This is a genomic window from Streptomyces yaizuensis (assembly GCF_034961445.1).
Taxonomy (GTDB): domain Bacteria; phylum Actinomycetota; class Actinomycetes; order Streptomycetales; family Streptomycetaceae; genus Streptomyces; species Streptomyces yaizuensis.
Genome location: NZ_BSBI01000001.1, coordinates 910149 through 928452, shown reverse-complemented (window position 1 = coordinate 928452; position 18304 = coordinate 910149). Strand labels below are relative to the sequence as shown.

The 18304-nt window shown below is 71.7% G+C and carries 14 protein-coding genes; 7 read left to right on the top strand and 7 right to left on the bottom strand.

The features are described 5' to 3' along the window. Positions 1–35: 35 nt before the first annotated feature. From SYYSPA8_RS03420 to SYYSPA8_RS03410, 3 genes are all read left to right on the top strand, one after another. Positions 36–1292: a GAF domain-containing protein gene (locus SYYSPA8_RS03420; RefSeq protein ID WP_323445382.1), complete on the top strand. Its 1257-nt coding sequence runs from the start codon at positions 36–38 to the stop codon at positions 1290–1292. A gap of 197 nt (positions 1293–1489) precedes the next feature. Continuing rightward, positions 1490–3013, top strand: a complete 1524-nt coding sequence (exaC, locus tag SYYSPA8_RS03415; RefSeq protein ID WP_323445381.1) for an acetaldehyde dehydrogenase ExaC — start codon at positions 1490–1492, stop codon at positions 3011–3013. A 124-nt stretch (positions 3014–3137) separates the two neighbouring features. Then, entirely contained in the window at positions 3138–5915 is a 2778-nt protein-coding gene (locus SYYSPA8_RS03410; protein WP_407705894.1) for a glycosyl hydrolase, read from the top strand. Between the two features lie 103 nt (positions 5916–6018). On the opposite strand, the gene SYYSPA8_RS03405 is transcribed toward SYYSPA8_RS03410, so the two are convergent. From SYYSPA8_RS03405 to SYYSPA8_RS03395, 3 genes are all read right to left on the bottom strand, one after another. After that, complete coding sequence (locus SYYSPA8_RS03405) at positions 6019–7311, bottom strand: cytochrome P450 (protein WP_323445379.1); 1293 nt, start codon at positions 7309–7311, stop codon at positions 6019–6021. Between the two features lie 346 nt (positions 7312–7657). Next, a complete protein-coding gene (locus SYYSPA8_RS03400) occupies positions 7658–8584 on the bottom strand; it encodes a LysR family transcriptional regulator (RefSeq protein WP_323445378.1) in 927 nt (308 codons plus the stop codon). A 217-nt stretch (positions 8585–8801) separates the two neighbouring features. Next, positions 8802–9986, bottom strand: a complete 1185-nt coding sequence (locus SYYSPA8_RS03395; RefSeq protein ID WP_323445377.1) for a collagen-like domain-containing protein — start codon at positions 9984–9986, stop codon at positions 8802–8804. 481 nt (positions 9987–10467) lie between these two features. On the opposite strand from SYYSPA8_RS03395, the gene rfbA reads away from it, so the two are divergent. The 4 genes from rfbA to rfbD are packed head-to-tail and all read left to right on the top strand — an operon-like array spanning position 10468 to position 13967. Further along, positions 10468–11400: a glucose-1-phosphate thymidylyltransferase RfbA gene (gene rfbA / locus SYYSPA8_RS03390; RefSeq protein ID WP_323445376.1), complete on the top strand. Its 933-nt coding sequence runs from the start codon at positions 10468–10470 to the stop codon at positions 11398–11400. A gap of 34 nt (positions 11401–11434) precedes the next feature. Next, positions 11435–12067: a dTDP-4-dehydrorhamnose 3,5-epimerase family protein gene (locus SYYSPA8_RS03385; RefSeq protein ID WP_323445375.1), complete on the top strand. Its 633-nt coding sequence runs from the start codon at positions 11435–11437 to the stop codon at positions 12065–12067. After that, entirely contained in the window at positions 12052–13026 is a 975-nt protein-coding gene (gene rfbB, locus SYYSPA8_RS03380; protein WP_323445374.1) for a dTDP-glucose 4,6-dehydratase, read from the top strand. The genes SYYSPA8_RS03385 and rfbB overlap by 16 nt, the downstream gene beginning before the upstream one ends. Further along, positions 13023–13967 (top strand): dTDP-4-dehydrorhamnose reductase, encoded by a 945-nt coding sequence (gene rfbD, locus SYYSPA8_RS03375; protein WP_323445373.1) that lies wholly within the window; start codon positions 13023–13025, stop codon positions 13965–13967. The genes rfbB and rfbD overlap by 4 nt, the downstream gene beginning before the upstream one ends. Before the next feature lie 28 nt (positions 13968–13995). Here rfbD and SYYSPA8_RS03370 read toward each other — a convergent pair whose 3' ends face one another. From SYYSPA8_RS03370 to SYYSPA8_RS03355, 4 genes are all read right to left on the bottom strand, one after another. Continuing rightward, entirely contained in the window at positions 13996–15270 is a 1275-nt protein-coding gene (locus tag SYYSPA8_RS03370; RefSeq protein ID WP_323445372.1) for a glycosyltransferase, read from the bottom strand. A gap of 6 nt (positions 15271–15276) precedes the next feature. After that, positions 15277–15909 carry a tetratricopeptide repeat protein gene (locus SYYSPA8_RS03365; protein ID WP_323445371.1) on the bottom strand — a complete coding sequence of 211 codons (633 nt, stop codon included), beginning with the start codon at positions 15907–15909 and terminating at the stop codon, positions 15277–15279. Positions 15910–15987: 78 nt separating this feature from the next. Beyond that, positions 15988–17142 carry an acyltransferase family protein gene (locus SYYSPA8_RS03360; protein WP_323445370.1) on the bottom strand — a complete coding sequence of 385 codons (1155 nt, stop codon included), beginning with the start codon at positions 17140–17142 and terminating at the stop codon, positions 15988–15990. Between the two features lie 359 nt (positions 17143–17501). Beyond that, on the bottom strand, positions 17502–18257 hold the full coding sequence (locus SYYSPA8_RS03355) for a nicotinamide mononucleotide transporter family protein (RefSeq protein ID WP_323445369.1): 756 nt from the start codon (positions 18255–18257) through the stop codon (positions 17502–17504). Positions 18258–18304 lie beyond the last annotated feature (47 nt).

Here is an 18304-nt window from a genome sequence, read left to right as displayed (position 1 = left end):
GGTGCCCCGGGCACCGACAGGGAAGGGCTCCCGCTATGAGCGAGGCGTGGGTGGCGCTGGATTCCGGCGACGATCCGGCCCGGCGGAACGCGGAACTGCGCCGGGCGTACGACGTCTACCGGACGGTGGGCCGGGTCGAACAGCCGGTACGCGCCGTCGTGGCCGAATCCTGGCGCAGATCGGAACGGGCCCGGGTGAGCCCCGAGGGCATCGCGGGCGTCGAACTCGACGACGACGCCCTCAGCGCCTGCCGTGAGGACCATCCGCTGGCCCGGGCGATGCCGCTGATCCGCGAGCTGACCGGGGGCTACGCCCGCGACGGCGACCATCTGGTGGCGGTGTGCGACGCGCACGGGCGGCTGCTGTGGGTCGACGGGCCACCGGCGACCCGGCGCCGGGCGGACCTCATGAACTTCGTCCCCGGCGCCCGCTGGGCGGAGTCGGCGGCCGGGACCAACGCGCCCGGGACGGCGCTCGCCGTCGACCGTCCGGTGCAGGTCTTCGCCGCCGAGCACTTCCGCCGCCCGGTGCACGCGTGGACGTGTGCGGCGGCCCCCGTCCACGACCCGGCGAGCGGGCGGCTGCTGGGCGCCGTCGACATCACCGGTGGGGACCGGCTGGCGCACCCCCACAGCCTGGCCTTCGTCACGGCGGTCGCGCGGGCGGCCGAGTCGCAGCTCGCGCTGCTGGCGCCCGCGCCGGCCCCGGACAGTGTCCACCTGCGGGCACTCGGCCGCGACGAGGCCCTGCTGACGACCGGTGGACACACCGTCCGGCTGAGCCGGCGGCACAGCGAGATCCTGGTGCTGCTGGCGCACCGCCCGGAAGGGACGGGCGGCGACGAACTCCTGGTGGAGCTGTACGAGGACGAGTCGGTCACCCCGGTCACGCTCCGGGCCGAACTGCACCGGCTGCGCGGGCTGCTGGGGTCCGACGCGCTGCGCTCGCGGCCGTACCGGCTCACCCAGCGGGTCGACTCCGACTTCGGCACGGTGAACCGGCGGCTCGCGTCGGGCGCGGTGACGGGGGCGCTGCACGCGTACGCGGGTCCGCTGCTGCCCGCCTCCCGGGCGCCGGCGGTGGTGCGGCTGCGCCGGCGGCTCGCGGACCAGTTACGGGCGGCGCTGATCGCCCGCGGTGACCCGGGGCTGCTGCGCGACTGGGCGTACAGCCCCTGGGGCGAGGACGATCTGCCGGTGTGGCGGGCGCTGGCCTCCGTACTGCCGAAACCACAGCGGCCACCCGCGCTGGCCCGGGTCCGGGAGCTGGACGGCGGGCTGCGCTGGTCCTGAGACCCGGCCCGGGCGGCCGGCCCCGCCCGCCCCGGCCACGCGCCGCGAACGGCCGGGTGGGCGGTGCCCGGACAGCGTGTCCCGGCCACTGGCCGGTACGCGCCCCCGCAACGCCCTTGCAACGTCGCGGATCCTAGCCTCGCCGTGGGCGCCGTCCGACGGCGGACGGCGCGGGGAGTCACCGGGAGGCTCAGTTCATGACGCGATTCGCAGCTCCGGGCAGTGACGGCGCGATCGTCTCGTACCGGTCGCGCTACGACCACTGGATCGGCGGGGCGTACGTCCCCCCGGCCCGTGGGGGGTACTTCGAGAACCCGAGTCCGGTGGACGGCCGCCCGTTCACCGAGATCGCCCGGGGCACCGCGGAGGACGTGGAACGCGCCCTCGACGCGGCGCACGCGGCGGCCCCCGCATGGGGGCGTACGGCGCCCGGGGAGCGCGCGGGCGTCCTGCTGCGGATCGCCGACCGGATGGAGGAGCATCTCCAGGAGCTGGCGGTCGCGGAGAGCTGGGAGAACGGCAAGCCCGTACGGGAGACCCTGGCGGCGGACATTCCGCTGGCGATCGACCACTTCCGCTACTTCGCGGGCGCGCTGCGCGCCCAGGAGGGCACCCTCAGCGAGCTGGACGACGACACGGTGGCGTACCACTTCCACGAGCCGCTGGGGGTGGTCGCCCAGATCATTCCGTGGAACTTCCCGATCCTGATGGCGACATGGAAGCTCGCTCCGGCGCTGGCCGCGGGGAACGCCGTGGTCCTCAAGCCGGCCGAGCAGACCCCCGCGTCCATCCATGTCTGGCTGGGGTTCGTCGCCGACCTGCTGCCCGACGGGGTCCTCAACATCGTCAACGGTTTCGGGGTGGAGGCGGGCAAGCCGCTGGCGTCCAGCCCCCGGGTGGCGAAGGTGGCCTTCACCGGCGAGACCACGACCGGCCGGCTGATCATGCAGTACGCCTCCGAGAACATCAAACCGGTCACCCTGGAACTCGGCGGGAAGTCGCCGAACCTCTTCTTCGACGACATCTGGGCCGCCGACGACGACCTGCGGGACAAGGCCCTGGAAGGCTTCACGATGTTCGCCCTGAACCAGGGCGAGGTCTGCACCTGTCCGTCGCGGGCGCTGATCCAGAGCGGCCACTACCGCGAGTTCCTGGAAGCCGCCACCGCCCGCACCGAGCTGATCGTGCCCGGCCATCCCCTGGACACGGACACGATGATCGGCGCGCAGGCCTCCAACGACCAGCTCCAGAAGATCCTCTCCTATCTGGACATCGGCCGGCAGGAGGGGGCCAAGGTGCTGACGGGGGGCGAACGGATCGAGTACGACGGGGACATGGCGGGCGGCTACTACGTCCAGCCGACGATCTTCGAGGGTGACAACCGCATGCGGATCTTCCAGGAGGAGATCTTCGGCCCGGTCGTCGCGGTGACCTCGTTCTCCGACTTCGACGACGCCATCAAGACCGCGAACGACACCCTGTACGGTCTGGGCGCGGGGGTCTGGACCCGTGACATCTCCACGGCGTACCGCGCGGGCCGGGCGATCCAGGCCGGCCGGGTCTGGACCAACTGCTACCACGCCTATCCGGCGCACGCGGCCTTCGGCGGCTACAAGCAGTCGGGGATCGGCCGGGAGACGCACCGGATGATGCTGGACCATTACCAGCAGACGAAGAATCTCCTGGTGTCGTACTCACCGAAGAAGCTGGGATTCTTCTAGAAATCCGCGAGAAGGCGCCTGAACCCGGACCCGTGTCCTTCAGGCGCCTTCCGCTCACCCCTCCCGCGGCCGAGCACTGTGACAGCGCTCCCGAAAACGCTCTTCCCCCCATGACTTCCGCATGATTGCCGAGGTGCTGCCCGTGCAAGCCTCCCTCTCCCGATGCGCATCGGCGCTGACCTCGGCTCTCGTCCTGGCCGCCGTCGCTCTGGGCCCCTCGGCGGCCCCGGTGGCGGCCGCCACCGTCCCCGCCGGCTCCGGCAGCTACACCGACACCCGCCCGCCCGGCACCTTGGGGCCGACGACCAGCACCGGCGCTCCCGTCACGCCCAAGCTGACCGCCGCCGCCCGGGACAAGCCGGTCCCGACCAACGACTGGTGGTCCTCCCTCGCCTACCAGCGCTACGGCGACAACCCGTACTCCACCCCGATGTACGGCCACCCCCTCACCTACCAGGCGAAGGCCTCCGGCCTTGAGGTCGGCTACCCGACCGTGCCCGTGATCGTCGGCGAGGGCCGGCAGTACGAGTACCCCCACCGGGCCGACCTGACCGTCGGGCTCAGCGGCCTCCACTCCCCCGACACCAGGGCCGACGCCTGGTCCGACTGGACGGTCACCCCCTACTGGGCCGACGGCACCCGCACCTTCCGGGCCACCATCGGCCACGGCATGCCCTTCGTGTACGCCAGGGGCTCCGGCGGCGACGCCCGGATCACCACCGCCGCCGCGCCCACCGTCTTCGCTGACGACGGCAACGTCCTCGGCATCACCGTCGCCGGACACCACTACGCCCTCTTCGCCCCCACCGGCAGCGACTGGACCCTCTCCGGTTCCACGATCACCGCCGGACTCGGCTCCCGGGACTACTTCTCGCTCGCGGTCCTGCCCACCACCGGCGCGCTCGCGACCTACCGCACGTACGCCTTCAGCTTCGTCACCGGCTCCCGGGTGGCCTGGCAGACCACCGGCGGCATGGTCAGGGCCACGTACACCCTGACCACGGAGGCCAAGGAGGGCACCGAGCGCGGCACGCTCCAGGCCCTCTACCGCCACCAGTGGCTGCACACCACCGACACGCTGACGCCGTACACCTATGTCTCCCCGCGCGGCACGATGAAGGTACGGGAGTCCGCCTCCTTCACCACCGGCCGGCGCGGCGGCGGCGTCCTGCCCGCCCTGCCGGCGTCCGGCGGTGTCGATCGGGCACGGCTGACCGGGTACCTCAACGAGGTGGTGAACGCCCCCGACCCCTTCTCGGGGGCCACGGACACCTACTGGACGGGCAAGGCGCTCGGCCGGCTCGCGCAGCTGGTGCCGGTCGCCGACCAGATCGGGCAGAGCGCCGTGCGCGACAGGCTCATCGGCCTGCTGAAGGGCCGGCTCCAGGAGTGGTTCACGGCGGGCGGCGCCGGCCAGTTCGCCTACGACACCGGCTGGAAGACCCTCACCGGCTACCCGGCGTCGTACGGCAGCGACACCGAGCTGAACGACCACCACTTCCACTACGGCTACTACGTGTACGCGGCGGCGGTCGTCGCCCAGTACGACCCGGCCTGGGCGGCCGACGGAGCGTGGGGCGCCATGGTCGGGCATCTGGTGCGCGACACCGCCAATCCCAGCCGCACCGATTCAGCCTATCCCTTCCTGCGCGGCTTCGACGTGTACGCGGGCCACAGCTGGGCCTCCGGCCACCAGGGCTTCGCGGCGGGCAACAACCAGGAGTCCTCGTCGGAGTCCGTCAACCTCAGCGCCGCACTCGTCCTGTGGGGCTCGGCCACCGGCGACACCGCGCTGCGCGACCTCGGCAGCTATCTGCTGACCACCGAGTCCGACGCGATCACCCAGTACTGGTTCGACGCGGACCAGCAGGTCTTCCCCGCCTCCTTCGGCCACGACACCGTCGGCATGGTCTGGGGCAGCGGCGGCGCGTACGCCACCTGGTGGACCGCGAACCCGGAGGAGATCCACGGCATCAACGTCCTGCCCGTCACCGGCGGTTCGCTGCATCTGGCGCGGGAGAAGGCGGCCATCGAACGGAACATCGCGGAGATGGAGCGCGAGAACGGCGGCCCCGCCCAGGAGTGGCGCGACCTGCTGTGGGAGTTCGAGTCGCTGGCCGACCCGGCGGCCGCGAAGTCCAAGTGGGACGCGGGGCACACGGGTTACACCCCCGAGCAGGGCGAGTCCAGGGCGCACACCTACCACTGGATCTCCACACTGGCCACACTCGGCGCACCCGATACGACGGTGAGCGGGGACATCCCGACGTCCGCCGTCTTCAGCGGGAACGGCATCCGCACCTACGCCGCCCACAACCACGGCCCCGCCGCCCGCACGGTGACCTTCTCCGACGGCAGGACCCTGTCCGTACCCGCCCGCTCGACGGCGACCGGCACCGGGCCGCAGGAGCCCGGCCCGCCGGCCGGCCACACCTTCCGGCTCAGGACCGGCGGGATCCTCACCCCTGCCACGACCGACCCGGCGGGAGCCGACACGCTGGCCTCGGCCGACGGCGTCAACCGGGACGGAACCCCCTACCGGCAGACGGTCTACGAGATCAGGAACGTCGACGGGAGGCTCACGCCGGGCGCCGCGACCGCCTTCCGTCTCCGCGTGGACGCGGGTGAGGCGGTCGGGCTCGCCCCGCAGGTCCGGGTCGGCTACGACCTGACCGGCGACGGCACGTTCGACCGGATCGAGACCTACCGCTACTTCGCGACCGACCCGGTCCCGGGCTGGGAGGAGTACACGCAGGCGGTGGGCGTCAAGGCGGTGACCGGCGGCATGGGCGACCTGGTGGGCGGCACGGTCCGACTGGAGATCTGGAACGCGCTCGGCCAGGCCACCTCCCAGGTGCAGACCGGAACCGACGGGGCGGTTCTGAGGATCCCGTACGCGTGAAAATCCCGTAGGCGTGAGGATCCCATGCGCGTGAGGATCCCGTAGGCGCAGGAAGGAGCCGCCCCCCGAGGCCCGTTCCGGCCCGCACGGTGGGCCGGAACACCTACAGCGCAGGACCCGGCGGCCGCTCGGACGAGGGCGCTTGTGCCTCGTCCACCTCCACTACGCAGTGCCGCAGCTCGTAACTGCCGATGGCCTCGATGAAGCCGATCGTCGGCGGGCTCGCCATCCGCACCCCGGGCAGGGCGAAGAGCCGGCTGAGGAAGACATCCGTCTCCAGGAGCGCGATGTGCAGCCCCGGGCACTTGTGCGGGCCGTCGCCGAAGGCCAGCCCCGGTGCCCCGGCGTCCTTCATGGTGCGCCCCGGGCGCAGACAGCGCGGCTGCTCCCCGACGGTCCGTTCGTCGACGTTGATGTGGTCGAGCAGGATGTCGATGCGGTCACCGGCCGGAACGGTGACTCTCCCGCCGTCGGCGCCGGGCAGGTCCAGCGGTTCGGTGGTACGGCGGCTGAGGCAGCCCACGACCGGTTCGAGCCGCAGGATCTCCGCGAGCACCGCGAGCCTGCCCGGCTCGTCCGCGGCCCGGTAGTGCGCCAGCAGGCCGGCGTCGGAGAACAGGTGCCAGGCCGCCGCGCTGATGAACTCACGGGTGGTGACCATGCCCGCCGCCGCGAAGGTGAGGCACTCGCCGAGGATCTCCGCGTCCGAGCAGCCGTCGTCGATGAGGTGGGAGATGAGATCGTCCCGCCGGACGCGGCGGCGGGCCCGTACGGCGGGACGTACGTCGCCGAGGTACACCCGCAGCCAGTTGGTGTTCTGCCGCAGCATCCAGTAGATGCCCTGCGGGCTCGTCAGCCCCGGTGTACCGAACCGCTGCGGGAAGAAGCGCTCCAGCCGTTCCTTGATACCGGGCCTGCTGTCCGTCAGACCGATGACCGCGCAGGCCACCTCGATCGCGAGATCGAAGCTGAGGTCGGACAGCGGCGCCCGGCCGTCGGCCCGGAGCCGGTCGATCCGGGCCTGCGCGACGCGGACCATGACATCGCGGTAGTGCTCGTCGACGCGGCGCGGGGTGAAGAACCGCGCGGTCTGGCGGCGGTGTTCGCGATGCTCGGGGCCGTCCCGGTAGAGGACCGGCCGCCGGATGCGCTTGGGGATCTTCGACACCATCTCGACCCCGAGCCCTGCCTGCACCGTCGCCGTGGTGCGCAGCACGGCACGCGCCTCCTCGTATCCGCGTACCTCCCACACGCCGTCGCCGCCCGGTACGACGGGACACGTGGCCGCCGTCCCGCCGCGCTCGATCCTGCGGAATCCGAATCCCCTGTCCGACCCGGTTCCGTCACCGGCTCCCGCTCCCGCTCCGTCACGGAACTCACCGGACTCGTCGCCCATGAGCGCCACCTCCCTCTCCCCCGGCACCCCTGCCGGGCATCCGCGCACCCGGCCCCGCAGCCCGGGCCGACGCCACCCTTCCGCCGGTCACGGGGTGGTGCGGTGGGCCGTGCCAGAGACTTCCTTCCCACCGTGGCGGCGCGGGAAGCCGGCGGCACGGGGCGTACTCCCACGGCGCCGTGGAATCAACCCCCCGACCCGGATGCCTCCCCGGACCCGGACCAGTGGGAGATCGAGACGGGCCGCCCCGTCTTCCGTGCCGACGGCCCGAGGACCCGAGGACCCGAGGGTCGGCCGGGCGCCGGTGTGAAGGGACTGCCGGTATCTGCCGCTGTGCCCGCCCGGGTCAGGCGCGAGGGCCGAAGAGCGGCCCCGGCCCCCCGGCGGAGGGCCGGCCGGCCCGTTCCGTCCACAGGCCGAGCAGGGCCCGCAGCGGTGCGGCGAGTTGGTTGTCGAGCCTCCAGACGAACATCTTCCGGAAGGAGATGGCCGGTTCCAGCGGTACCGCTACGGTGCGGCGGTCGGCGGTCAGCAGCGGACTGGAGCGGGGGGCCAGGGCGATGCCGATCCTCTCCTTGACCAGCGCGAGCTGCACCGCCACGTCACTCGTCGCATGGCTGACACCTAACTCCAGCCCTCGCGCGGCGAACGCGTCACGGATGAATCCGTGGGCCCCGCTGTCGGGCCCGTAGGTGATGACCGCGTTCCGGGAGACCTCTTCGAGGCTCAGTGGCCGGCCCGGCTCCCGGCTCCCGGCGGGGAGAACCGCCATGATCCGGTCGTGGAGCAGTACCCGCGAACCGAGGGACCGGGACGGGTGGCCCCGCGGCTCCGCGACCACCGCGGCGTCGAGGGTGCCGTCGCGGACCGCCTTCGTCAGCGATGGACTCGACGCTCCGGAAAGGTTCACCGTCACACCGGGGTGGCGGCGGTGGTACGCGCCCAGCAGGCCGGGAAGGACCGTTCCGGCCAGTCCTCCGACGGTTCCCAGCGAGAGCGCTCCGCTCACGTCCCGCGGGTGGTCGTCGAATGCGGCGGCGGCGGCCGTCACGGCGGCCAGACAGGTACGGGCATGGGGCAGCAGGGCGGCACCGCCGGAGGTGAGGACGACCTGTCTCGGGAGCCGCTCGAACAGCGCTTCGCCGAGTTGCTTCTCCAGGTCCCGGATCCGGTGGCTGATCGCGGACCGGACGACGTGGCAGCGGGAGGCCGCTCTGGTGAAGGATCCCTCTTCCGCGACGGCTACGAAGTACTCCAGGGTCCGAAGCTCCATGGCGGTCAGACTAATGACATTCCCTGCCGGCGGTTCGAGCGGTCAGGTATTGGCCATGGGGCGGGGAAGCTCTGGCTCGTACTCGACCATCGCACCCGCCGGACGGCTGGTGCGGTGGAGCCGCCGAAGACAGCTCCACCGCACCGGCCGGCACATCTGTACGCGTCCGCCCGCCGGTGACGAGCCGGAGTCCCGGAGCGGCGCGTACCGTCCGGGACTACTGGGCCACGCAGACCACGTAGGACTGGAACCCGCCGCCGAGGACCGTGACGGAGGCCTGGGTCTGCCATCCGGTGGCCGGCCCGGCCTGCGTGCCGGCGGCCTTGGGAATCGGCGCGTTCTCGATGACGTTGATCGTGCCGAGAAGCCCGAAGGTGTCGAAGCCGCCGCCGGTGGCCACGTCGGTGCCCAGGCAGTTGGCCGTTGACGTCACGCCCACGCCGATGAGCACCGGGGTGGCCTGGGGCCCCCTGATGACATAGGTGCTCAGCGCCGCCGGGCCCTGCGGACCCTGCGCGCCGGTGGAGCCCTGGGTTCCCTGCGTGCCCTGCGTGCCTTGCGTTCCCTGTGTGCCGTTGGTGCCCTGTGTGCCCTGAGGCCCTTGGGTGCCGTTCGCGCCCTGCGTCCCCTGCGTGCCCTGGGGACCCTGCGTGCCATTCGTACCGTTGGTGCCCTGGGTTCCCTGCGTGCCCTGCGTACCCTGAGGCCCTTGCGTGCCGTTCGTACCTTGCGTCCCCTGCGTACCCTGCGTGCCCTGGGGACCCTGCGTGCCATTCGTACCATTGGAGCCCTGCGAGCCCTGAGGACCTTGGGTGCCGTTCGTGCCCTGCGGCCCCTGAGGTCCGGTGGAGCCCTGTGGGCCATCCGAACCGTTGGTGCCGTTCGTTCCATTCGTTCCGTTTACTCCATTGGCGCCTTGCGTGCCCTGGGGGCCCTGTACGCCGTTCACCCCGTTGGCACCCTGCGAGCCCTGGGGGCCCTGCGTGCCGTTCGTTCCGTTCACGCCATTGGCCCCCTGTGTGCCCTGGGGCCCCTGTACGCCGTTCGCGCCCTGCGGACCCCTCGGGCCCTGCGTGCCGTCGGCGCCCTGCGGACCGGTGGCCCCGGTGGCGCCCTGCGAGCCCTGGGGGCCGGTGGCACCCTGGGGGCCCTGCGGTCCCTGCGGCCCCCGCGGGCCCTTGCTCCCGTCGCCGCCTCCCCGGGCGGCGTGCTCTTCCGGTCCGCTCGCCGTCATGGCCCCGTTCGGCCCCGGCAGGCCCAGGCTGTGCCGGGCCCCTGAGCGCTCCACGGCATCGGCGACGGCCACCGCGCTCGGCGCGACGTTGAGCACGGCGGCCAACGTACCTGCCGAAACCGTGGTGACAGCTCTCACCCGGTTGCGGCCGATGGTTTTACGGTTCACCAGAATTCCTTTCGCGAAGAATGGAGGGAGAGGGGCCGCGGCTGCCAGGTGAGGGGCGGCCGGAGGACCCCGCGCGATTACCGCGGAGGGCAACCGTCGACCCGAACGACGCATGTATATGTCGTTCATAAGAGATGATGAACCGGGTCATCTTCGACAGCCATCAGAGCCGGGCACGCACATGGCCCACGGCAGTGGGAAAACATCACCCGAATGGGGACACCGAGCGGTGAATGGGCCGTGTTCACGGAGGATCGGCCGACCGCGCACTCCGTCGCGTCCGTCGCGTGTCGCATGTGAAGGGCGTAACGATTCCTCTACGGTGGCCCTCACGGCGTGTTCTGAGAATCCGTCCCGTCCTGCGGGTGAAGATCGTCGATAAGTCGTACGGCCGTTTGACCGTATACGGGAAAGCACAGGTACAGAGCGAGAGGAGGAGGGGTGGAAGCGGGGCCGGACGGGCGCCGCGCCCCGACTGCCGATGCGTGGAATCCTGCTGGCCGGCGGCACCGGATCGCGGCTCTGGCCGCTGACCCGTTCCGTCTCCAAACAGCTGCTGCCGGTGTTCGACAAGCCGATGGTCTATTACCCGCTCTCCACGCTGGTGCTGGCAGGGGTGAGCGACGTTCTCGTCATCACCACGCCGGAACATCAGGGTCAGTTCCGCTCACTGCTCGGCGACGGCGGTCAGCTCGGTCTGCGCATCGACTACGCGACGCAGGAGCGTCCGGAAGGAATCGCCCAGTCGTTTCTGCTGGGCTGCGATTTCATCGGGGACGAATCCGTCGCACTGATCCTCGGCGACAATATCTTCCATGGCTCGGGGCTGAGCGCCCGGCTGGCTCAGGAGGGCCGAACGCACGGCGGTCATGTCTTCGCGTACCAGGTGGCGAATCCTTCGGCCTACGGCGTGGTCGAGTTCGACGACGACGGCCGGGCGCTGTCCATCGAGGAGAAGCCCGCCCGCCCGAGATCCCGGTACGCCGTGCCCGGACTGTATTTCTACGACAACCGCGTCGTGGAGATCGCCCGCGGGCTGCGGCCCAGCGCACGGGGCGAGCTGGAGATCACCGATCTCAACCGCGCCTACCTGGAGGCCGGCGAACTCCGCGTCACCCGGCTCGACCGGGGCACCGCCTGGCTGGACACGGGGACCTTCGCGTCCATGGTCCAGGCGTCGGAGTTTGTCCGGGTCGTCGAGGAGCGCCAGGGCCTCAAGATCGGCTGTGTGGAGGAAGCGGTCTGGCGGGTCGGCCTGATCGACGACGACCAGCTCCGCGCCCTGGCCCGTCCGCTCCTCACCAGTGGTTACGGGCAGTACCTGCTGGACCTGCTGGACCAGGAGGGCCCGTGCGCCGTCGTATCGCCGCGGGGTGGCGGAGCGCAGGCGCGGCCCCCGGTGGCGACCGCCTGACGGAAAGCCGGCGGAGAGGGAAGGAACGCTACAGGTGAGACCGCTGGGGATCGAAGGCGCCTGGGTGGACAGACCACACGTGTTCACTGACCGGAGGGGACGCTTCCATGAGTGGTTCAAGGCCGACCGGTTCCGTGAGCTGACCGGTCACCCGCTCCGGCTGGAGCAGGCGAACTGCTCCCGGTCCGGGCGGGGCACCCTGCGGGGGATCCACTGCGCCGCGGTCCCGCCGGGGCAGGCCAAGTACGTGACGTGCGTCAGCGGGGCAGTGCTCGACGTGGTGGTGGACATCCGCCTCGGTTCCCCGACCTTCGGCACGTGGGAGGCGGTGCGCCTCGACGACCGGGAGCACCGGGCCGTGTACCTCTCGGAGGGTCTCGGCCATGCCTTCATGGCGCTGGAGGAGGGCTCCGTCGTGGTCTACCTCTGTTCCGAAGGCTACGCGCCGCAGCGGGAGTTCGGGATCCACCCGCTCGATCCGGAGCTGGCGATCGCCTGGCCCGACGGTCTCACCCCGGAACTGTCCGACAAGGACGCGTCGGCGCCCACGCTGGCGGAGGCGGGGTCGCGGGGCCTGTTGCCCGTCCACGAGGAGTGCGTCGCCCATCGGCGACGGCTGCGGTCCGGAGCTGAGGGAGGGACGGGAGGGACATGCGTCTCCTGGTGACCGGCGGGGCCGGGTTCATCGGTTCGGAGTTCGTCCGCGGCTGGCTGCGATCCGATCCGGCGGCCCATGTCACGGTCCTCGACGCGCTCACCTACTCAGGGGTCGAGCACAACCTCGCGTCCGTCGCACACCGTCCCGGGTTCCGGTTCGTGCGCGGCGACGTCTGCGATCCCGATGTGGTCGACCAGGTGACGGCAGGGCAGGACGCCGTCGTGCACTTCGCGGCCGAGTCGCACGTGGACCGGTCGATCGAGGGGGCCGGGCCTTTCGTGCGGACCAATGTCGTCGGCACCCAGGTCCTTCTGGACGCCGCGGTGCGCCACCGCGTGGGCCGGTTCGTGCAGGTGTCGACGGACGAGGTGTACGGATCGATCGGCGAGGGCTCGTGGACCGAGGAGTGGCCGCTCGCGCCCAGCTCCCCGTACTCCGCCACCAAGAGCGCGGCCGATCTCCTCGCCCTCGCCTACCACCGCACCCACGGTCTGGACGTCGTGATCACCCGGTGCACCAACAACTACGGGCCCCACCAGTTCCCCGAGAAGGTCATCCCGCTGTTCATCACGCACCTGATCGACGGGAGGGCCGTCCCCCTCTACGGCGACGGCCGCCACATCCGGGACTGGCTGTACGTCTCCGACCACTGCCGCGGCATCGAACTCGCCCTGCGCGGCGGCAGGCCCGGGGAGGTCTATCACATCGGCGGCGGGACCGAGGTCAGCAACCACGAGTTGACCGGGCTGCTCCTCGACGCCGTCGGCGCCGGCTGGGACCGGGTGACCCGGGTGGCCGACCGCAAGGGCCACGACCTGCGTTACTCGCTGGACGACAGCAAGATCCGGGAACAGCTCGGCTATGCGCCGCAGGTCCCGTTCGCGGTGGGTCTCGCGGCCACCGTCGACTGGTACCGGGAGAACCGCCGCTGGTGGGAGCCGCTCAAGGCCGGGGCGGAGCGGGTATGAGGGAGTCGGCCGCGGGCCCGGCGTGGCTGGTGACCGGCGCGGGCGGGATACTCGGCCGGGACGTCCTGGCGGAACTCGCCGCCGCCCCGGGCACCGAGGTGACCGGGCGGACCCGCGGCGAGCTGGACATCACCGACCCGCAGGCGGTGCGCGCCGCCGTCGCCGGGCACCGGGTGGTCGTCAACTGCGCCGCCTGGACGGATGTGGACGGCGCCGAGGCGGACGAGGCCGCGGCGAGTGCCGTCAACGGCACGGGCGTACGGCATCTCGCCCGGGCCTGCGCGGAGACCGGGGCGGTCCTGCTGCACGTCTCCACCGACTACGTCCTCCCCGGCGACGCGGGCCGGCCCTATGCCGAGGACGCGCCGACCGGGCCGCTCAACGCGTACGGCCGGGGCAAGTTGCTGGGGGAACGGATGGTGGCCGAACTGCTCCCCCGTACCGGCTACACCGTGCGCACCGCCTGGCTCTACGGCGCGCACGGGCGCAACTTCGTGGCCACGATGCTGGAACTCGCCCGCAGGAGGGCGACCGTGGAGGTGGTCGCGGACCAGTACGGCCAGCCCACCTGGTCGGCGGCGCTCGCCCGGCAGGTGGCCGCGCTCGGCCGTGCCGCGCTGGCCGGACGGGCCCCTGCGGGCGTCTATCACGGTACGGCGGCGGGGCGCACGACCTGGTACGGGCTGGCCCGGGAGGTGTACCGGCTGAGCGGGCTCGATCCCGGGCGCCTGCGTCCCGTCGGCTCGGCCGCGTTCCCGAGACCCGCCGTCCGGCCGGCGTACGGGGTGCTGGGACATGAGAGCTGGGCGCGCGCGGGGCTCCCTTGCCAGCCGGGCTGGCGGGAGCAGCTGGCGGCGGCCCTGCGGACCCCCCGGTTCGCGGAGCCGGCCGCGGCCGCTCGCGGGGCGGCCCCCACCCTGGCCGGCGAACTCCCGGGGTGAGGGCCGCTCCGCGGGCCGGGGTGCCGCTTCAGACCAGCAGTGGTCCGCCGCAGCGGGTGGCGCCGTCCTTCATGGCGATGAGGTTGGCGACCACGTAGGAGATGTTCTTCGAGGAGTGCCACTCCGTCGGGAAGTACGTCACCAGACGGGAACTCTGGAAGCGCGCCTCGATCTCGGGGACGAACGCCCGGTACTGGTCGTCCGTGTAGTACCAGAAGGAGTTCTCGTTGTAGAACGCGACGTGCGTGGGGTCCTGGTAGGCCCCGCGCCCGTCCGAGCTGGGCGTCGTGGTCAGCAGCATGCCGCCGGGCGCCAGCAGCCGGTACAACTCGTTGATCAGGGGCACCTTCTCGGGCACGTGCTCCAGGAAGTCCACCGCGCGGATCAGGCCGACCGAGTCGTCGGGCAGGTCCAGCCGGTCGGGCAGCGTCGCGACGATGTCCACGCCGTCCCCCGGGTACTGGTCCACGCCCAGGTAGCCCGGAGGCTTGCGGTGGGCCGCGCCGAGGTCCAGCGCGAGCAGCCCCTGGCGCCGGCTCCAGGCCAGGGCGTTGGCCTCGACGTACTTGTCGTAGAGCGCGACCGTCTCGCGCTGGATGTGCGCGTTGACCTCGGCGTCGCGCTGGGTGTTCCCCGCGTGCATGCGCTGGAGGTAGAGGCAGCGTTCGATGTGGTGGAAGTCGCCCACCTGGAAGAGCCGGCACATCAGGTCCTGGTCGTCCAGGACCGAGCGGGTGGCGTCGTAGCCGCCGACCTTGGTGTAGGCGTCCGCGCGGAACGCGCGCACGTGGTTGGGCGCGTACCAGATGTAGGAGACGTTGTGCGGTGTCGGTGCCATCGTCCTGGCGGCCAGGAGTTGCCGGCCGTCGACGGTCACCTCCTCGTACTGCCAGCCGTGCGTCTCGTTGAACCGGGAGTCGTCGCGTCCGCCGTCCTCGGTGATCTGGGCGGTGTTGCTGTAGACGAAGACGGCGTCCGGGTGCGCGTCGAACGCCCGGCCCAGCTCGGCCAGGCAGTCGCGGGCGAGCAGGTCGTCGTGGTCGAGTTCCACCAGGATCTCGCCCCGGGCGAGTTCGCAGGCCCTGCGCTTGGCCGCGCCGACGCCCCGGATCTCGTCGGCGATCTCCACGCGGACCCGCTCGTCGGGCTGCTCGGGCCGCCACCGGGCGCCGTTGTTGAGGAGGACGATCCACTCCCAGTCCCGGCAGGACTGCGCCTGGAGCGTCGCCAGGCACTCGTCCAGGAAGCGCGGCCGGTGGCTGGGGGTGAAGACGGAGAACGTGGGTGTCGCGGTCGACGTCATCTGCGGTTACCTGCCGGGGGTCTCGGAGTTCACGGCGGCTTCGGTGCTCTCGTCGGACGAGGGGCTGGGGGCGACGGAGTCCCGGTAGGCCTCCGGCACCCGGGGGCGCAGGGAGGGGTCGAGCCCGACGGCCCGGCGGTAGGCGTCCCGCGCCTGCTCGTCCCGGCCCTTCCGGGCCAGCGTCGCGCCGATGTGGAAGTGGGCGGTGGACGCCTTCGGATCGGCGGCGACGGCCCGCCGCAGGAGCGTGAGCGCCGCGTCGGGGTCGCTCGTCTCCAGCAGCAGCGCCTTGTTGAAGAGTGCCGAGGTGTACGACGCGTCGCTCTTCAGGGCCGCGTCATAGGCGTGGTGGGCGTCGGCCCGGTGGCCCTCGTTCTGGGCGAGGACACCGAGGTTGTACCAGGCGAACTTGTTCTCCGGGTCCAGGGCCAGGACGCGTCTGAAGGTGGCCTTGGCATTGGGGATGTCCTGGTGGCGGACCTGCAACAGGCCGGAGTGCAACAAGGCGTCGGTCCTGAGCCGGTCGTTCTTTACGCGGCCGGGCGCGGCGTCGTCCGAGGCCGGGTCCGCGTACGTCATGGCGCCCCAGACGACCGCTCCGGCGGCGAGCGCGAGCGCTGCTCCGACTCCTGTCCACATTCTTCGCACTTATCACCATTCAGGTCGATATGGGATATGGCGGTCAACGTAGTGACGTGCCCGCCGTGCCGCCACCTCTCAGGGGCCCGGCTTCCCAGAGACCACTCGAACGTACGCAGGGCCCGCCAGGCCCTGCCGCCGCCCGTGTTCGTACGTGTGGAACGCGGCCCAGCAGACGAGGAGCGCGACGGCGAACGCGGGCAGCCAGGCCAGCCTGGCGAGTACCCAGGCCGCGCTGTCGGGCGCGGTGTGCAGGCCGGGCAGGGGCTCGCCGGCGAGCAGGCCGAGCGCGGTGACCGTCATCATCGCCGTCTGGTGCCAGAGGAATACGGTCATCGAGGCGAGCCCGACCAGCGCCACCACGGCCCAGACGGCGGGCCGCGCGAGGACCCGCCGCAGGGGGCCGAGCAGCAGCAGGGCCGCGCCGCACTGGGCGAGACCGAAGGAGACAACGGCGAGGGTGGGCGGGTCCAGGTTGGATATCTCCTGGCCGGGCACCCCGACCATCGACGCGGGGTAGCCGGCCAGGAGGACGAGTCCGGCGGTGAGGGCGGTACCGCCGGACAGCAGCGTCCAGCCGGTCGCACGGCTTTGCAGGCCGCCTCGGGCCCAGGCCGCGCCGAGGCAGTACGGAACCAGCCAACCGGCCGCTATGTTCACCGAGTTGAGCCAGTCGGGCCCGTGCAGGCCGAATCGGATCAGGTCGACGTTCAGCACGACGGCGAAAGGCCACAGCGGGTGCACCTTCGCGACCAGCGGCGTCGCCGCCGTCAGGCCCGCGAGGACGAGCAGGAACCAGAGCGGGGACAGCACCCGTTTGCCCAGGGTGTACAGGGTCGTCCCGTCCACGCCCTGGGCGAGCATCACGACCACCGCCACCGTCCACACCGCCAGGAGCACGGCGACCGGCCGGAACAGCCGCATCAGGCGGGTGCCGAGCCACTGCCGGTACGTCGCGCCCCGGGCGCGGGCGGCGGAATGACTCCTCGCGCCCATCCGCCCGCTCACCAGGAAGAAGACCGCGAGTGTCTGGAACGCCCAGGAGACCGGCGTGAACGCGGGCAGGTGCTGGAGCGGGCTGCCGCCGCGCAGGACACCGCTGTCCAGGACGAGCGCGGTCACCAGCCAGTGGCCGAGCACCACGCCCAGGACGGCCAGGGCGCGCAGCGCGTCGGCGGCGCGGTCGCGATCGGGAGGGGTGGCGGATTCGATCCTTCTGATCAGTTCACGCATGACGCCTCTCCCGGTGACGGCCGGCGGACGGCACCACCCGGAACACCCTGGCGCCGACGGGTGCGGACGGCAGGGCGTGCCGCAGGGGGCTCGGGCGGGGGCGGCGGGGCTCCATGACGGACGGGTCCTTTGCTGCCGGAGGCCGGTTGTACTTGCGGCACCGAAGCTATGGACCACATGTCGTCGTCGGCATCCCGCCCGGGAGTGAGCTTTCGGCCTGGCTCCGAAGTACTACGGGTAGGGGGTGGGCCGCCGGGGACCGGGCGGCGCCCTCCCCATCGGCGTCGCACCCCAGGGGCGACACCTTTGGGCAGGGCCGTCCAAACCCACCGGCCAGTCGACGGCTCCGGGCCCACCGGTCAGTCGACGGCTCCGGACCCGCCCGCCTTCTCCGTGCCCGGCCGGGGGGCGTACGCCTCCGTGACCGGTGAAGAATCGTTCCTGCTCTCCAGGACGACAGCCGGTTCCAGCGGCGAGGCGATCTCCTGGCCCTTGCTGTGGGACGACCAGTCGCGGATCCCGATGATCACCATGACGAAGAAGATCGCGTAGACGATCCCGGAGAAGTACAGCTCGGAGTGGATGGCGAGGGGCACCCCGACGAGGTCGACGGCCAGCCAGGCGAACCAGAACTCCACGTACCGCCGGGCCTGGGAGTACATCGCCAGGATCGAGCCGACGAAGATCCAGGCGTCCGCGAGGACCATCCACCAGGGAGCACCCGGGTAGAACGACGCCTCGGTCGTCTTGAGCAGGGCGCCGAAGGCGAAGGTCCCGGCGACCATGGCGACGAGCAGGACGGTGCGCTCCCGCCACGATGCCCAGCGGACGTTGATCGCGCCTTCCTTCTCCCGGCTGCGCCGCCAGGTCGCCCAGCCCCACGAGGCCGATGCTATGATCACAATCTGCCGGGCGGCGTTGCCTCCGAGGTCGACGTTCAGGCTCGCGATCAGCAGGAGCACCGAGCCGAGGATCTGCACCGGCCAGGCCACGAGCGAGCGTCTCAGTGCCAGCCACACGGTGGCGAGTGCCAGGATGTTGCCGAGGAAGTCGGACCAGTAGACGGGGAAGCCGAAGAAGCTGAACTGCTCATTCAGCCAGGCGAATGCACTCATGACTCACACCTTTGTTCGTTCGGAGCAAGGCTGGGAGTGGGGGGTTG

Excerpts from the sequence above, each read along its gene's own strand:
- SYYSPA8_RS03405 (WP_323445379.1), bottom strand. The coding sequence starts at position 7,311 with ATGGGCGACGAGTCCGGTGAGTTCCGTGACGGAGCGGGAGCGGGAGCC.
- rfbA (WP_323445376.1), top strand. The coding sequence starts at position 10,468 with ATGCGTGGAATCCTGCTGGCCGGCGGCACCGGATCGCGGCTCTGGCCG.
- SYYSPA8_RS03370 (WP_323445372.1), bottom strand. The coding sequence starts at position 15,270 with ATGACGTCGACCGCGACACCCACGTTCTCCGTCTTCACCCCCAGCCAC.
- SYYSPA8_RS03400 (WP_323445378.1), bottom strand. The coding sequence starts at position 8,584 with ATGGAGCTTCGGACCCTGGAGTACTTCGTAGCCGTCGCGGAAGAGGGA.
- rfbD (WP_323445373.1), top strand. The coding sequence starts at position 13,023 with ATGAGGGAGTCGGCCGCGGGCCCGGCGTGGCTGGTGACCGGCGCGGGC.
- SYYSPA8_RS03360 (WP_323445370.1), bottom strand. The coding sequence starts at position 17,142 with ATGCGTGAACTGATCAGAAGGATCGAATCCGCCACCCCTCCCGATCGC.
- rfbB (WP_323445374.1), top strand. The coding sequence starts at position 12,052 with ATGCGTCTCCTGGTGACCGGCGGGGCCGGGTTCATCGGTTCGGAGTTC.
- SYYSPA8_RS03420 (WP_323445382.1), top strand. The coding sequence starts at position 36 with ATGAGCGAGGCGTGGGTGGCGCTGGATTCCGGCGACGATCCGGCCCGG.
- SYYSPA8_RS03365 (WP_323445371.1), bottom strand. The coding sequence starts at position 15,909 with ATGTGGACAGGAGTCGGAGCAGCGCTCGCGCTCGCCGCCGGAGCGGTC.
- exaC (WP_323445381.1), top strand. The coding sequence starts at position 1,490 with ATGACGCGATTCGCAGCTCCGGGCAGTGACGGCGCGATCGTCTCGTAC.
- SYYSPA8_RS03355 (WP_323445369.1), bottom strand. The coding sequence starts at position 18,257 with ATGAGTGCATTCGCCTGGCTGAATGAGCAGTTCAGCTTCTTCGGCTTC.